The sequence below is a fragment of the Microbacterium nanhaiense genome, assembly GCF_014646015.1.
Taxonomy (GTDB): Bacteria; Actinomycetota; Actinomycetes; order Actinomycetales; family Microbacteriaceae; genus Microbacterium; species Microbacterium nanhaiense.
In genome coordinates this window covers 44,640-58,503 of sequence record NZ_BMMQ01000012.1, presented here as the reverse complement: position 1 = coordinate 58,503, position 13,864 = coordinate 44,640, and the positions used below count along the sequence as shown (strand labels likewise).

The window sequence follows — 13,864 nt, the reverse complement described above, 5'->3', positions numbered from 1 at the left end:
TCGTTCAGCGGATCCCGCTCACGCCAGGTCCTTCTCGGCGAGCCAGTCGGCGGCGATCGTCGGGGCCGCGGCCTCTTCGTCGACGGATCGGGCGTTGAGCGCGACGAGATCCTCGGCCGTGAGCGCGGCGGAGACCTCGTTGATGATCGCGGCGGCCTCGTCGTCGACGGCGTCGGACGCGAGCGGCACGACCTGCGAGGCCAGGAACAGGGCCTCGGGATCCTCGAGCACGACGAGATCGCCGCCCGCGAGCACCGGGTTGGCGGTGTAGAGGTCGACGAGCTGCACCTGTCCGTCCGTCAGGGCCTTCACGGTGAGGGGCCCGCCGGAGTCTTCGATGGGGGTGAACGCCACGTCGACGCCGTACACGCTCTTCAGGCCCTCGGGCCCGTACGGGCGCACCTCGAGCTCGGAGTTGCCGCCGAGGGTGAGCCCCTCGATCCCCGCGAGGTCGCCGATGCTGGTGAGATCGTGCTCCTCGGCGAACTCCTTTGTCACGACGTAGGAGTCCTGGTCGCTCGCCTCGGACTGCTCGAGCACGCGCACGCCGTCGGGCATCGCCTCCGCGAGCGCGTCGTACACCTCCTGGCTCTCCGTCGCCGTCGCGTCGGCATCGAGGTACTGCAGCAGGTTGCCGGTGTACTCGGGGAAGACGTCGATCTTGCCGCCCTCGATCTCGGGCATGTACACCTCGCGCTGCCCGATGCGCATCTGCCGGTCGACCTCGTAGCCGCCGGCCTCGAGCGCCTGCGCGTAGATCTCGGCGATGATCTCGTTCGAGTAGTAGTCCTGCGAACCGACGACGAGGGATCCGCCGGCGTCCGGCTCCTCGGATCCGGCCGAGTTGTCCAGCGGATCCGCGGACGAGCAGGCGGCGAGTGCGCCCGCGCCGAGGACGGCGATGCCGAGAACGGATCCGAATCGGAGGAGCTTCTTCTTCGTCATGATGATGTCCTTCGTGATGAGAGTGCGGGGGTCGAATGGGGCGATGCGTGCCGCGCGGCGAGGCGCTGCAGCGCCGCGAAGGCGAGCTCGAGGATGATCGCGAGCAGGATCACGAGGATGGATCCGGCGAGCATTTGTCCGTAGTCCTGAGTCTTGAGCCCGGTGAAGAGGTACCGCCCGAGGCCGACGTCGGCGGTGTAGGCGGCGAGGGTCGCCGTGGCGACGACCTGCAGCGCCGCGGCGCGGGCGCCGCCGACGATGACGGGCAGCGCGAGCGGTAGCTCGACGCGCCACATGACCTGTGCGCCGCTCATGCCGATCGCCCTCGACGCCGCGGTGATCTCGCCGGGCACGCTCTGGACGCCCGAGTAGGCGCCCGCGAGCAGAGACGGCACGGCGAGGATCAGGAGCGCGACGAGCGGCGGCCCGATGCCGATGCCGAGCCAGAGCCCGACGAGGGTCAGCACGCCGATGGTGGACAGGGCACGGGCGGATCCGGCGATCGCGCCGATGACGGCGCCGCCGCTGCGGGTGCGGCCGAGCAGGGCGCCCGCGGGGAGGGCGATGATCGAGGCGATGACGAGCGCGAGCGCGGTCAGGAGGAGGTGTTGGCCGATGCGCACGGGGATCCCGCCGGGGCCCTGCCAATGGTTGGGGTCGGCGAGCCAGGCGAGGGCGTCTGCGAAGAGGTTCATGCGCGCACCCTCCGCCAGGGCGCGAGCGCGCGACCGGCCAGAAGCAGCAGGCCGTCGAGCGCGAGCGCGAGGATCGCGGTCGCGAGGATCCCGATCACGACCTCGCTCGTAATGCCGCGCTGGAAGCCGTCGGTGAGGAGGCTACCCAGGTTGCCGATGCCGACGAGCGCACCGATCGTCGCGAGGCTGATGGTCGACACCGTCACGACGCGGACGCCCGCGAGGATCACGGGCAGAGCGAGCGGAAGGTCGACGCGCCAGAACATGCCGATCGGGGAATACCCCATCGCCGTCGCGGATTCGCGGACCGTGCGGTCGACGGATCCGAAGCCGTCGACGACGCTCCGCACTAGTAGCGCCGTGCCGTATGCCGCGAGGGTAATGATCATATTCGCGTTCGAGCGCAGCGGCACTCCGAGCAGCACGGGCACGACGATGAGCATCGGCAGGGCGGGGATCGCGTAGAGCAGGGCGGCGGTGCTCGTGAGCGGGCCGCCGATCCGGGGTCGCCGCTGGGCGAAGCGCCCGAGCGGCACGGCTACGAGGATCGACAACACGATCGCGGGCAGGCTGAGCGCCAGGTGGTCGCCCGCGAGCGAGAGCACCTGCTCCCAATTCTGCGCGAGCCAGCTCATGAATCGATGACCCCGAGCGGCCGGCCGGCGGGGTCGAAGACGACGCGGCGCCCGTCGACCTCGCGCGTCGACAGCGGTGTCTCGCCGGCGGAGGCGCCGATGAAGCTGCGCACGAAGTCGTCGGCGGGGTTCGCGAGAATCTCCGCGGGCGTGCCCTTCTGTGCGATGGCGCCGCCGCGGGCCGGATCCGTGCGGAAGACGACCACCTCGTTGCCCAGCCGGAACGCCTCCTCGATGTCGTGGGTGACGAAGAGGATCGTCTTCGCGAGCTCGCGCTGCAGGCGCAGCAGCTCCTCCTGCAGCTCGCGCCGCGCGAGCGGATCCACGGCCCCGAAGGGCTCGTCCATGAGCAGCACGTTCGGATCCGTCGCGAGCGCCCGCGCGACTCCGACGCGCTGCTGCTGCCCGCCGGACAGCTGGGCGGGGTAGCGGCGGCCGAGATCCGGATCCAGGCCGACGAGCTCGAGCATCTCGCCCGATCGCGCGACGGCGTCGCGTTTCCGGGCGCCGTTGAGGATCGCGACGGTCGCGACGTTCTCGGCGACGGTGCGGTGGGGCAGCAGCCCGCCGTTCTGGAGCACGTAGCCGATCGAGCGGCGCAGGGTCACGGGATTGCGGGAGGCGACGTCGTCGCCGTCGATGAGCACGCGGCCCGAGGTGGGGGAGACCATGCGGTTGACCATGCGCAGGAGCGTCGTCTTGCCGCAGCCGGAGGGGCCGACGAAAACGGTGATCCGGTGCGAGGGCGCCGTGAGAGAGAAGTCGGCGACGGCGGGCCGCCCGTCGCCGTAGGTCTTCGTGACTGTCTCGAATTCGATCATCGGGCTCGTCTCCGTCTCGGTGCCGCGCTCGCCGCGTGGGTCACGCGGGGCGCCCGTAGGTCTCCAGGAGCCGCAGCCAGATCTCGCTCATCGTGGGGTATGCGGGCACCGCGTGCCACAGGCGATCGACCGGCACCTCGCCGACGATCGCGATCGTGGCCGCCTGCAACAACTCTGCCGCATCCTGGCCCACGAAGGTCGCTCCGACGACGATTCCGCGATCCTCGTCGACGACGAGCTTCGCGCGCCCCGTGTAATCGTCGGCGTGCAGCGATGCGCCGGCAACGCTTCCGAGCTCGTATTCGACGGCACGGACCGAGAGCCCCGCGTCGTGGGCCTGGGCCTCGGTGAGGCCGACGGCGGCGACCTCCGGATCCGTGAAGACGACGCGCGGGACGGCCGCGTGATCGGCGGTCGCGGCGTGGCGGCCCCAGGCGCCGTCGTCGACGGCGTCTCCGCCCAGCCTGGCGGCGATCGCCTCGCCCGCGGCGCGCGCCTGGTACTTGCCCTGGTGGGTGAGGAGCGCGCGGCCGTTGACGTCGCCGACCGCGTAGAGCCAGTCGGTGCCGTCGACGCGCAGGGTGTCGTCGACCGTCAGCTTTTGCCCGAGCCCGACGGTGTCGAGCCCGAGGTCCCCCGTGTTCGGGTGCCGGCCCGTCGAGACGAGGATCTCCTCCGCCTCGAGCGTCGAGCCGTCGTCGAGCCGGACGGTGACGAGGCCGTCGTCGTCGCGGTCGATCCGCTCGGGTGCCGCGCCGATCCGCACGTCGATGCCCTCGCTCGCGAAGGCGTCGGCGACGAGTTCGCCGGCGAAGGGCTCCTCTTTCGACAGGAGCGGACCGCGCGAGAGCAGGGTCACGCGGGATCCGAGGGAGGAGAACGCGAGCGCGAGCTCGGATCCGGCGACCCCGCCGCCCAGGACGATCAGCCGCGGCGGCACGTGGTCGGCGGCGGTCGCCTCGCGGGTGCCCCATGGATCCGCCCCTGCGAGGCCGGGGATGTCGGGCAGGGTGGGTACGGATCCGGTCGCGAGCGCGACGGCCCGCGCCGTGTAGGTGCGGTCGCCGACCCGTACCCGGCCGGGGCCGTCGAGCCGGCCGCGGCCGCGAATCAGGTCGATGCCGGCGGAGGCGACCCACTCGGCCTGGCCCTGGTCGTTCCAATCGCTCGTGAAGCTCGTGCGGCGGGCGAGAACCGCGGTGGCATCGAGCTCGCCGGTCACGGCCTCGCGAGCACCGGGCACCCGCTGCGCGGCACGGATCGCGCTGCCGCTACGGAGCAGGGCCTTGGACGGCATGCACGCCCAATAGGAGCACTCTCCGCCGACCAGTTCCTGCTCGACGAGAGCCGCGCGGAGGCCGCGCTTCGTCGCGTAGTCGGCGACGTTCTCGCCGACCGGCCCGCCGCCGATGACGATGAGGTCGTAATCGTGCGCCGTGCTCATACCTTGTCCTTCTGCAGCATCGTGCCCGGTCGGATGGCCGTGACCAGGAAGGATACAGGGCCGCGACGACTTCTCGGGCGTCTCGTCGAGACCATTGCTTCTCCCTGGACGACCTGGTATTGAGACGGCATTCTCGGCGCGACGCGCCGATTTGGCGGTGTGTAATCCGAGCCGGTAAGATTGTGCGAGTTGGGCACTCGTGCCTAGCGGGGCCTTAGCTCAGTTGGTAGAGCGCCTGCTTTGCAAGCAGGATGTCAGGAGTTCGAATCTCCTAGGCTCCACAGTGGGATGAGTCGTGACTGCAATCGCAGACAGGTCGCGAGAAATATCAGTGGCGGGTCCGAGCCAGCGTTTGAGATTTTGGTGGACCAGTTCTAACTTGCCCTGTCCCTGGGGTGCGCCATTCTTCGTCTTCCTGATACCCCGAGATCCGTCCGCGGCACAACCCGGTTGTGTGCCCTCGATCGGCCGCTAGCGTCGTCGCTAAGCAATTCAGTCGTCAGCGGCCGCGATCGCCGTGGAAAGGACGCCGATGATCTCGATCGGGTACCACGCATCCCACGAGCAGCATCCCCCGAGCGAACTGCTCAGGGCGGCGCGGCTTGCGGAGGATGTCGGCTTTGATGAGGTGATGTGCTCGGATCACCTGGCGCCGTGGACGACGGCTCAGGGACAGTCGGGGTACGCATGGAGTTGGCTCGGAGCCGCGATGGCGCTCACCCATATCCCGTTCGGAGTGGTGAACGCTCCCGGCCAGAGGTACCACCCGGTGGTGATCGCACAGGCCATCGCGACACTCGCGGAGATGTTTCCGCATCGGTTCTGGGTCGCGTTCGGCAGCGGTGAGAACCTCAACGAGCACGTGACAGGAGACCCGTGGTTGGAGAAACCGGCGCGTCAGCGCCGCCTGCGTGAGAGCGTTGACGGCATCCGCGCGCTGCTGGACGGGCAGCGCGTCGATAAGGACGGCTTGATCCGGATCCATGACGCGCGGATATGGTCGCTGCCCGATCAGCCTGTGCCGTTGATTGGCGCGGCGGTCAGTTCGGACACCGCGGCCTGGGTCGCGGGGTGGGCCGACGGCCTCATCACCGTCGGCAGCCGGGAGGAACAGACACAGGAAGCCCTCCGCCGCTATCGCGATGCAGGCGGTCGAGGATCGGCTCGCCTGCAGATTCATCTGAGCGTGGAATCCGATCGCGAGCAGGCGTTCGCTGTTGCCCGCGAGCAGTGGTCGCACACGATGGCACGGGGCGTGAGTATGTGGGATGTGGAGAATCCCGAGGACTTCGAGGCGGCGATCGTGCCGTCCGATGACGCGCTCGAGCGGGAGGTCCTGATCTCCGATGATCCGGCCGAGCTCGCCGACCGCGTGGCGTCGATTGCGCAGGGTTACGATCACATCTACCTGCACCACGTCGGGCCGGACCAGACGGCGTTTCTCACACGCTGTGGGGACGGCCTGCTCGACCGGCTGCGGAGCGCGCTGTGACGGGGGCTGGGTTCCATGTCGATCCGTGGGTCGTGAGTGTTTCCGGGCTCGAGCCCGAGCAGCTTGCCCACGAGGAGTCGGTGTTCGGCTTATCGAACGGTCATCTCGGCTGGCGCGGCAACCTCGATGAGGGTGATCCGCGCGGGGTCGCAGGAAGCTACCTGAACGGCGTCTTCGAAGAGCACCCCATGCCCTACGCCGAGGACGGCTACGGATACCCGGGAGTGGGACAGAGCGTCATCAACGTGCAGAACGGGCAGATCATCCGCATGCTCGTCGACGACGAGCCGTTCGACCTCAGGGTCGGCGAGCTTCTGTCGCATGACCGCCGGCTGGACATGCGCGACGGAACATTGCATCGGACCTTCGAATGGCTGGGACCCACGGGCCGGCGCGTGCGCGTCGAATCCACCAGGGTCGTCTCTCTCAGCCGCCGCGCAATCGCCGCAGTACGCTACAGCGTCGAGGTCCTCGATCAGTCGGCGGAAGTCACTCTGATCTCGGAGTTATTGGCGAACGAGCCGCTCCCGATAGTGCACGACGATCCGCGCGTACAGGATCTGCTCACCGAGCCGCTCGTGACCGTCGAGGCCGACGTCGTCGGCTCCCGCTCGACCCTCATGCATCGCACCAGGCGAAGCGGGATCATCGTGGCAGCGACCATGGATCATGAGGTCGACGGACCCGGGTGTCGCGTGGTGTCCGATGCCGACAACGACAAGGCGCAGACGACGATTCGTGCCCGGCTCGACCCGGGGCAGCGCCTCACGATCATGAAGTATGTAGGTCACGACTTCGAGCGGGGTATGACGCCCGCGACCGTGCGGGCACGAGCCGAGGTCGCCGTCGCGATCGCCAAGGAAGACGGGTGGCACCGGCTGCTGGCGGACCAGCGCGAGGTTCTCGACGAGTACTGGCGATGCGCCGACGTCGTCGTGGAGGGAGAGCCGCGGCTGCAACAGGCGGTGCGCTTCGCGCTGTTCCAAATCTTCCAGGCGGCAGCGAGGGCGGAGGTGCGCTCCGTCCCGGGAAAGGGACTTACGGGCTCGGGGTACGAGGGGCACACGTTCTGGGACTTTGAAGGCTTCGTTCTTCCTGTGCTGACCTCGACGGCTCCGGATGCTGCGCGCCAGGCGCTGCTCTGGCGACACTCGACTCTGCACCATGCCCGGGATCGGGCCGCGCAGCTACACCTCGCCGGTGCGGCCTTCGCGTGGCGAACGATCGACGGCCGGGAGAGTTCGGGCTACTGGCCGGCGAGCACCGCGGCATTCCATATCAACGCGGACATCGCCGTGGCAGTGCTCCACTATGTGCGCGCAACCGGTGACGCCGAGTTCGAGCGCGAGTTCGGCCTCGAGATCCTTGTCGAGACGGCGCGGCTCTGGTTGTCGCTGGGGCATCGGGATGCGGACGGTGCGTTTCACATCGACGGAGTGACCGGCCCCGACGAGTACTCCGCGGTCGCGAACGACAACGTCTTCACCAACCTCATGGCCCAGCTCAACCTGCGCGGTGCCGCCGATGCGGCGCGCAGACACCCGGAGAAGCTCAAAGAGCTCGGTGTCGGCTCGGACGAGGCGCGCGAATGGGAGGCCGCCGCCGCAGACATGCACATCCCATTCGACGAGGAACGCGGTATCCACCCGCAGTCGGCTGGATACACGCACCTCGAGCGATGGGACTTCGATGCGACCGGACCGGACCAGTACCTCCTGCACGACAACTTCCCGTATTTCGACCTGTACCGGAAGCAGGTCGTGAAACAGGCAGATCTCGTGCTCGCGATGCACGTCGCGCACGAGGCGTTCACGTCGCAGGAGAAGGCCCGCAACTTCGAGTACTACGAGGCGCTGACCGTTCGGGATTCCTCGCTGTCCGCATCGCCGCAGGCCGTTATCGCGGCCGAGGTGGGTCACCTCGGCCTGGCCTATGACTATCTGGCGGAAGTGGCGACGATCGATCTCGACGACCTGCACGGCAACACGCACGAGGGCCTCCACATCGCCGCCCTCGCCGGCGTGTGGACGGCGATCGTCGCCGGATTCGGCGGCATGCGTGACACCGCAGACGGATTGCGGTTCGCGCCACGCTTGCCGCAACCTCTCACGCGACTCAAATTTGGCGTTCGCATTCACGGGCACACCCTGAGCCTGAACGTGACGGCGCTCGAGACGACCTACCAGTACAGCGGCGACGAACCCCTCACGATTTTGCACTTCGACGAGGTGATCACCGTCGGCGGGGACGACGTCACTGTTCGAACGCCGTCGCTGCCCGATCCGGGACCACGCCCGCAGCAGCCGCGGCACCGCGCTCCACGCCCCGCGTTCGGCACCGACGCGGACGGCGATCAGGGCAGGGTCTGCTGACGATTTGGTTGAGTCCGGGGTTTATGCCGCCGGAGCGACGGCGTTGATTATCATCGTCTCGAATTCGACAGGCGTCAGCTTCCCGCGGCCCCGCCGCCGCTTCCGGTGATAGATCTTCTCGAGCCACCTCACGATCGCGAGTCGCAACTCGAGCCTGGTCGCCCAGGAACCCCTGTCCAGCAGGTTCTTCTGCAACAAGCTGAGACACGATTCCATCGCCGCGTTGTCCGCGCACGCTCCCGCGCGCCCCACGGACCCGATTCGAGTAGACATCCTTCACCGCGCAGCAGTAGAGCTTGCCCGCCGCGGCCATCTCGCGGACGAGAGAGAACATCATCTCGGGATCTTGATATGGGCCTGGGACGGATACGCCGTCTCGTGGCGCAGGACCCAGTTGTCCATCTCAAGCTCGCGGATCCGGCCGCGGTCGTGCTCGATGAGGCGACCGCGCACGGCTGACTCGGGCGATGGTGCGTTCGCGTCAGAGCGCCCGACGTACGCGCACAGCGGCGGCAAGTTGCTCCAGTGCGAGAGCGGACGCATCCCAGCCCATGCAGGCGTCGGTCACGCTCTGCCCCCGCGTGAGGCCGGCGGGTCCGACCGACACGTCGAGCTTCTGCGCGCCCGCGACGAGGTTGCTCTCAAGCATCACGCCGGCCAGCGCGCGCTCGCCGGAGGCAATCTGCGCGGCGAGCTCGCCCGCGACCTCGGCCTGGCGGAGGTGATCCTTGCCGCTGTTGCCGTGGCTCGCGTCGACGACGAGCCGCGCGCCGAGGCCCGCGGCCTCGAGCCGCTCCGATGCGCGCCGCACGTGCTCGGCAGCGAAGTTCGGCCCATCGGCCCCGCCGCGCAGAATGATCGAGGTGTCGGGGTTGCCCGTCGTCGAGAGGAGGCTCGCACGGCCATCGGATCCGATCCCGAGGAAGGCCTGCGGCGCCGAGGCGGCGGAGGCCGCGTCGAGCGCCACCTGCAGCCCGCCGTCGGTGCCGTTCTTGAAGCCGATCGGCATCGAGAGGCCACTCGCGAGCTGGCGGTGGATCTGGCTCTCGGTCGTGCGAGCCCCGATGGCGCCCCAGGTGATCAGGTCGGCGGTGTACTGCGGGCTGATCGGCTCGAGGAACTCGGTCGCGCACGGCATGCCCAGCCCCGTGACGTCGCGCAGGAAGGCGCGTGCCATCCGCAGGCCGGTCTCGATGTCGTGGCTGCCGTCGAGGTGAGGGTCGTTGATGAGGCCCTTCCAGCCCACGGTGGTGCGGGGCTTCTCGAAGTAGGCGCGCATCACGATGAGGAGGTCGTCGCGGTGCCGCTCGGCCTCGGCCGCGAGGAGTTCGGCGTATTCGAGACCGGCCTCCGGGTCGTGGATCGAGCACGGGCCGACGACGACGAGCAGGCGGTCGTCTTCGCCGTTCATGATGGCGCGCACCTCGTCGCGGGTGCGGGCGACGAGGAGGGCGCGTTCGTCCTCGATGGGCAGCTCGCCGGCGATCTCCCCGGGCGAGGGGAGCGTGGTGCTGCTCGAGACGTGAACGTCGGCCGTGGATTCGAGGGTCTTCATGATGGGGATCCTGTCCTAAGGGGGAGCGGACCCCCGCAGAGCCCGCCGAAACGGCGAAAGCCAGAACGAATGCTCTGGCTTGTCGGCTCTGAAGGTGTCGGTACGCGCTAAACCAGCGCCGGCCCCTCCAGAGCCGACTCAAAATACGCATACCAACGGGTGATCATGAGAGAGACACTACCCCATCGGGAGGGCGCGGGCGTCACGGCCGAAAAACCCCGCCCGGCGGGCCCGAGAAAGGCATACCGTGGAGGTGAGTCCACCGGCTCCCCCATTGAACCCGGACAAACAAGAAAGAGGTTCCTACGGTGAAGGCAGCACGCTTCCACGATCGCGGCGACATCCGGATCGAGGACATCACCCCTCAGCCCCTCGAAGCAGGCACGGTGCGCATCGACGTCGCCTGGTGCGGCATCTGCGGCACCGACCTGCACGAGTACCTCGAGGGCCCCATCTTCGTTCCCGCGCACGGTCACCCGCACCCGATCTCGGGTGAGGATGCGCCCGTGACCCTGGGTCACGAGTTCTCGGGCGTCGTCTCGGAGCTCGGCGAGGGCGTCGATGACCTGGCCGTGGGTGACCACGTGGTCGTCGAGCCCTACATCCTGCGCGACGACGTCTACACGGGCCCGGAGTCGGTCGACTACCACCTCTCCGACGACATGAACTTCATCGGCCTCGCGGGCCGCGGCGGCGGTCTCGCCGAGAACATCGTCGTGAAGCGCCGCTGGGTCCACAAGATCGACTCCTCGGTCGCGCTGGACGAGGCTGCGCTCATCGAGCCGCTCTCGGTCGCGTTCCACGCCGTCAAGCGTTCGGGCGTCAAGGCCGGGCAGACGGCGGTCGTGGGCGGCGCCGGCCCGATCGGTCAGCTGACCGCGGCCGTGCTGCACGCCATCGGCGTCAAGGTGATCATCTCGGAGCTGTCGGGCCTGCGCCGCCAGAAGGCGCTCGACGCCGGGGTGGCCGATGTCGCGCTCAACCCCGCAGAGGTCGACGTCGTCGCCGAGGTCAAGAAGCTCACCGACGGCAAGGGCGCGGACGTCGCATTCGAGTGCACCTCGGTGCAGGTCGTGTTCGACACGCTCATGGACACGGTGCGGCCGACCGGTGTGATCGTGGTCGTCTCGATCTGGGGCAAGAAGGCCTCCTTCGACATGCACAAGCTCGTCATGAAAGAGATCGACGTGCGCGGCACGATCGGCTACGTGAACTCGCACCCGGAGACGATCGCGCTCGTCGAGTCGGGCAAGATCGACCTGAAGCCGTTCATCACGGGCAAGATCGGGCTCGAGGATCTCGTGGACAAGGGCTTCGACACCCTCATCAACCACAACGAGACCGCGGTCAAGATCCTCGTCTCGCCGAGCGGCAAGGGCCTCTAAGGCTCAGGCCGCCTGCTGGGCGGTGCGGGCGTCGAGCACCTGACCGAGGTGTTCGATCGACCAGTCTTCGAGCGCCTTGAGGGGCGCTCGAAGGCTCTGCCCGACATCGGTGAGGGCGTACTCGACCTTCACCGGCACCTGGGCGGTGACGGTGCGCGAGACGAGGCCGTCGTCTTCGAGGCTGCGGAGCGTCTGCGTCAGCATTTTCTGCGAGATGCCCTCGACGCGGCGCCGCAGCTCGGAGAAGCGCACGGCCTCGTCGCCGAGCGCGCCGACGATCAGCACGGTCCACTTGTCGCCGATGCGGTCGAGGATGCGGCGGGTCGGGCAGTCCTGCTGATAGGGGTTGCCCGCGAGGCTCGTTGTGGTTACCAAAAAGTGCCTACTTCCCGAATGATTGCTGGTCACTTATCGTAACTAGTAACCGTTCATTCCCACAAGAAGGAGCACTCGAATGGCATCTCTCCTCATCATCGGCGGCACGGGCTACGCCGGATCCCACATCGTCAGCGAGGCCGTCTCGCGCGGTCACGAGGTCACCCTCGTGAGCCGCAACGAGCCGGCCGAGAAGCTCGAGGGCGTCACCTACCGCACGGGCGACCTCACGCAGCAGGTGCCGGACCTCGCGGGCGCCGACGTCGTGATCGCGGCGCTCTCGCCGCGCGGATCCAACGAGGGCGCGCTGCGCGCAGCCTACGGATCCCTCGCGAAGGCCGCGGCGGTGGCCGGCGTGCGCTTCGTCGCGATCGGCGGCTTCAGCTCGCTTCGCCCGGCGGAGGGCGCACCGCGCTTCACGGAGGCGGGCGAGGTTCCGGCCGAGTTCGCCGCGGAGGCGCACGAGATGAACGCGATCCTGGGCGACCTCCTCGCCTCGGACGAGGCGGGCGAGTGGGTCTTCGTGAGCCCCGCCGCCGAGTTCGGCGCGCACGTTCCGGGCGAGAAGCTCGGCCACTACCGCACCTCGCACGAGGTCGCGATCTTCGACGCCGACGGCACGTCGGCGATCAGCGGTGCCGACTTCGCGGCGGCGGTCGTCGACGAGATCGACACCCCGACTCTGAAGCAGGGGCAGATCAGCTTCGCGTACTAATTCCTGACGCACAAAAGCGGCGAGTGAACGTGTGTTCACTCGCCGCTTTTGGTTGCCTTCAGAGCGGCGCGACAGCGTCGAGGGCCGCCGCGATGTCTGCCGTGAGATCTTCGGGGTCTTCGAGGCCGACGGAGAGGCGCAGGTGTCCGTATTCGCGGAAGGGTTCGGGGTAGGCGGCGACTCGGGGGCCGGAGGTGCCGACATGGACGATCAGAGACTCGTCGTGCCCGAGAGAGACCGCGCTGGTGATGATCTCCAGCGCGGCGACGAATCGATTCTGTAGCTCAGAATCGCCGCGCAGGGCGAAGGAGAGAACGCCACCGTACCCGTCAGCGAACTGACGCGTCGCTAGGGCATGCTGAGGGTGAGACTCCAAGCCGGGGTATGCCACAAATGCGACGCGCGGATCCTGCTCAAGGAACCGGGCTAATTTCAGAGCGCTATCGAGGTGCTGACGAAGGCGCAGGGGGAGCGTGACGGATCCGCGCGTGATCAACCAGGCGTTGGACGGGGAAATGACCCCGCCGACATCGACCATCGCGTCCGCTTTCACCCGGTCGACGAGCTCTTTCGAGCCAACCACGGCGCCACCCATTGCGTCACCGTGCCCGTTGATGAATTTCGTCAGCGAGTGCACCACGAGATCCGCACCGTCCGCGAGGGGACGGTACATCGGAGGCGGAGTGAACGTGGAATCGACGCTCAGCAGGGCGCCCGCCGAATGGGCGATCTCCGCGAGTACGCCAATGTCTGCGACCTTGGTCGTCGGGTTGCCGATGGTTTCTACGTGGACTAGGCGAGTGTCGGGCGTTATCGCCGCGAGCACGGCCTCGAGGTCTGAGGGGTCGATAAATGTCGCCGAGATGCCGTATTTCTCCGGAAGGATCTCAGCGAACAAGCGCCAGGTCGCCTCATAGGTGACATCCGACACCACAACGTGATCGCCGGAGCGCAGGAACGTGAAAAACACGGCGTGGAGCGCGGCAACTCCTGATGCGAGCACTACCGCGTCTTCTCCTCCTTCGAGTACGGCGAGCTTGCGTTGCAGGGCGATCTGGTTCGCCCCCGAGTTGCGGGTATATAACGGGACATCGGTTCCCGACCACGACACGTCCGAGGGGTCATCCGGAAGAGCGTAGGAGTTCGCGAGCACGAGCGGGGTACGAATTGCTCCGCTACCGGTATCGATCGAGTTCCCCGCATGGACGCTCTGCGTAAGCACAGAGAGGGATCGGGGCTGGCTCTTACTCGGGCGTGCGCTCATGCCTACGAGGCTACGAGGGCTGTTCTTCGAGGGAGTCAAGGTTACGGAATGGGTCAGGTCTCGATACAAGGAACTCGCAGCGACGAGCATCCGTCCCGGCGGGGTGTTCACCCGAGAGGCGACCCTGCCTTTCGATCCAACGAGATTATGGACGGTACGTTCGCGG

12 protein-coding genes, 1 tRNA gene and 1 pseudogene are annotated in these 13,864 nt (G+C 67.9%); 5 read left to right on the top strand and 9 right to left on the bottom strand.

Annotated features, from left to right (window positions below; translation table 11 throughout):
* Window positions 1–18 precede the first annotated feature (18 nt).
* The 5 genes from IEX05_RS14435 to IEX05_RS14415 are packed head-to-tail and all read right to left on the bottom strand — an operon-like array spanning window position 19 to window position 4,540.
* Entirely contained in the window at window positions 19–945 is a 927-nt protein-coding gene (locus tag IEX05_RS14435; protein ID WP_188703068.1) for an ABC transporter substrate-binding protein, read from the bottom strand.
* Complete coding sequence (locus tag IEX05_RS14430; protein WP_188703066.1) at window positions 942–1,640, bottom strand: ABC transporter permease; 699 nt, start codon at window positions 1,638–1,640, stop codon at window positions 942–944. The genes IEX05_RS14435 and IEX05_RS14430 overlap by 4 nt, the downstream gene beginning before the upstream one ends.
* Window positions 1,637–2,275 carry an ABC transporter permease gene (locus IEX05_RS14425; protein ID WP_188703063.1) on the bottom strand — a complete coding sequence of 213 codons (639 nt, stop codon included), beginning with the start codon at window positions 2,273–2,275 and terminating at the stop codon, window positions 1,637–1,639. Before IEX05_RS14425 ends, IEX05_RS14430 begins: the two co-directional genes overlap by 4 nt.
* Entirely contained in the window at window positions 2,272–3,096 is an 825-nt protein-coding gene (locus IEX05_RS14420; RefSeq protein ID WP_188703061.1) for an ABC transporter ATP-binding protein, read from the bottom strand. Before IEX05_RS14420 ends, IEX05_RS14425 begins: the two co-directional genes overlap by 4 nt.
* Window positions 3,097–3,136: 40 nt before the next feature.
* Entirely contained in the window at window positions 3,137–4,540 is a 1,404-nt protein-coding gene (locus tag IEX05_RS14415) for a dihydrolipoyl dehydrogenase family protein (protein WP_188703059.1), read from the bottom strand.
* A 208-nt stretch (window positions 4,541–4,748) separates the two neighbouring features.
* On the opposite strand from IEX05_RS14415, the gene IEX05_RS14410 reads away from it, so the two are divergent.
* The 3 genes from IEX05_RS14410 (at window position 4,749) to IEX05_RS14400 (ending at window position 8,404) form a co-directional block, all read left to right on the top strand.
* Window positions 4,749–4,821 (top strand) — tRNA-Ala (locus tag IEX05_RS14410).
* Between the two features lie 251 nt (window positions 4,822–5,072).
* On the top strand, window positions 5,073–6,032 hold the full coding sequence (locus IEX05_RS14405) for a TIGR03557 family F420-dependent LLM class oxidoreductase (protein ID WP_188703057.1): 960 nt from the start codon (window positions 5,073–5,075) through the stop codon (window positions 6,030–6,032).
* 32 nt (window positions 6,033–6,064) lie between these two features.
* The gene (locus tag IEX05_RS14400; protein WP_229661356.1) at window positions 6,065–8,404 is read left to right on the top strand and encodes a glycoside hydrolase family 65 protein; all 2,340 of its coding nucleotides are present in this window, start codon (window positions 6,065–6,067) and stop codon (window positions 8,402–8,404) included.
* A 21-nt stretch (window positions 8,405–8,425) separates the two neighbouring features.
* Here the strand turns inward: IEX05_RS14400 and IEX05_RS15375 are convergent.
* Both IEX05_RS15375 and IEX05_RS14395 read right to left on the bottom strand, forming a co-directional pair.
* A pseudogene (locus IEX05_RS15375) lies at window positions 8,426–8,662 on the bottom strand (IS3 family transposase); the annotation flags it as partial.
* Window positions 8,663–8,885: 223 nt separating this feature from the next.
* On the bottom strand, window positions 8,886–9,959 hold the full coding sequence (locus IEX05_RS14395) for a 3-deoxy-7-phosphoheptulonate synthase (RefSeq protein ID WP_188703053.1): 1,074 nt from the start codon (window positions 9,957–9,959) through the stop codon (window positions 8,886–8,888).
* Between the two features lie 308 nt (window positions 9,960–10,267).
* Between IEX05_RS14395 and IEX05_RS14390 the strand changes: the two genes are divergently transcribed.
* Window positions 10,268–11,344: a 2,3-butanediol dehydrogenase gene (locus IEX05_RS14390; protein ID WP_188703052.1), complete on the top strand. Its 1,077-nt coding sequence runs from the start codon at window positions 10,268–10,270 to the stop codon at window positions 11,342–11,344.
* A gap of 3 nt (window positions 11,345–11,347) precedes the next feature.
* Here IEX05_RS14390 and IEX05_RS14385 read toward each other — a convergent pair whose 3' ends face one another.
* Window positions 11,348–11,719, bottom strand: a complete 372-nt coding sequence (locus tag IEX05_RS14385; protein WP_188703050.1) for a winged helix-turn-helix transcriptional regulator — start codon at window positions 11,717–11,719, stop codon at window positions 11,348–11,350.
* A 79-nt stretch (window positions 11,720–11,798) separates the two neighbouring features.
* Here IEX05_RS14385 and IEX05_RS14380 point away from each other — a divergent pair, with 79 nt between their 5' ends.
* The gene (locus IEX05_RS14380) at window positions 11,799–12,434 is read left to right on the top strand and encodes an NAD(P)-dependent oxidoreductase (protein ID WP_188703048.1); all 636 of its coding nucleotides are present in this window, start codon (window positions 11,799–11,801) and stop codon (window positions 12,432–12,434) included.
* A 58-nt stretch (window positions 12,435–12,492) separates the two neighbouring features.
* Here IEX05_RS14380 and IEX05_RS14375 read toward each other — a convergent pair whose 3' ends face one another.
* Entirely contained in the window at window positions 12,493–13,809 is a 1,317-nt protein-coding gene (locus tag IEX05_RS14375) for a trans-sulfuration enzyme family protein (RefSeq protein ID WP_229661355.1), read from the bottom strand.
* Window positions 13,810–13,864: the final 55 nt, after the last annotated feature.

Excerpts from the sequence above, each read along its gene's own strand:
- IEX05_RS14415 (WP_188703059.1), bottom strand. The coding sequence starts at position 4,540 with ATGAGCACGGCGCACGATTACGACCTCATCGTCATCGGCGGCGGGCCG.
- IEX05_RS14395 (WP_188703053.1), bottom strand. The coding sequence starts at position 9,959 with ATGAAGACCCTCGAATCCACGGCCGACGTTCACGTCTCGAGCAGCACC.
- IEX05_RS14430 (WP_188703066.1), bottom strand. The coding sequence starts at position 1,640 with ATGAACCTCTTCGCAGACGCCCTCGCCTGGCTCGCCGACCCCAACCAT.
- IEX05_RS14380 (WP_188703048.1), top strand. The coding sequence starts at position 11,799 with ATGGCATCTCTCCTCATCATCGGCGGCACGGGCTACGCCGGATCCCAC.
- IEX05_RS14435 (WP_188703068.1), bottom strand. The coding sequence starts at position 945 with ATGACGAAGAAGAAGCTCCTCCGATTCGGATCCGTTCTCGGCATCGCC.
- IEX05_RS14425 (WP_188703063.1), bottom strand. The coding sequence starts at position 2,275 with ATGAGCTGGCTCGCGCAGAATTGGGAGCAGGTGCTCTCGCTCGCGGGC.
- IEX05_RS14405 (WP_188703057.1), top strand. The coding sequence starts at position 5,073 with ATGATCTCGATCGGGTACCACGCATCCCACGAGCAGCATCCCCCGAGC.
- IEX05_RS14420 (WP_188703061.1), bottom strand. The coding sequence starts at position 3,096 with ATGATCGAATTCGAGACAGTCACGAAGACCTACGGCGACGGGCGGCCC.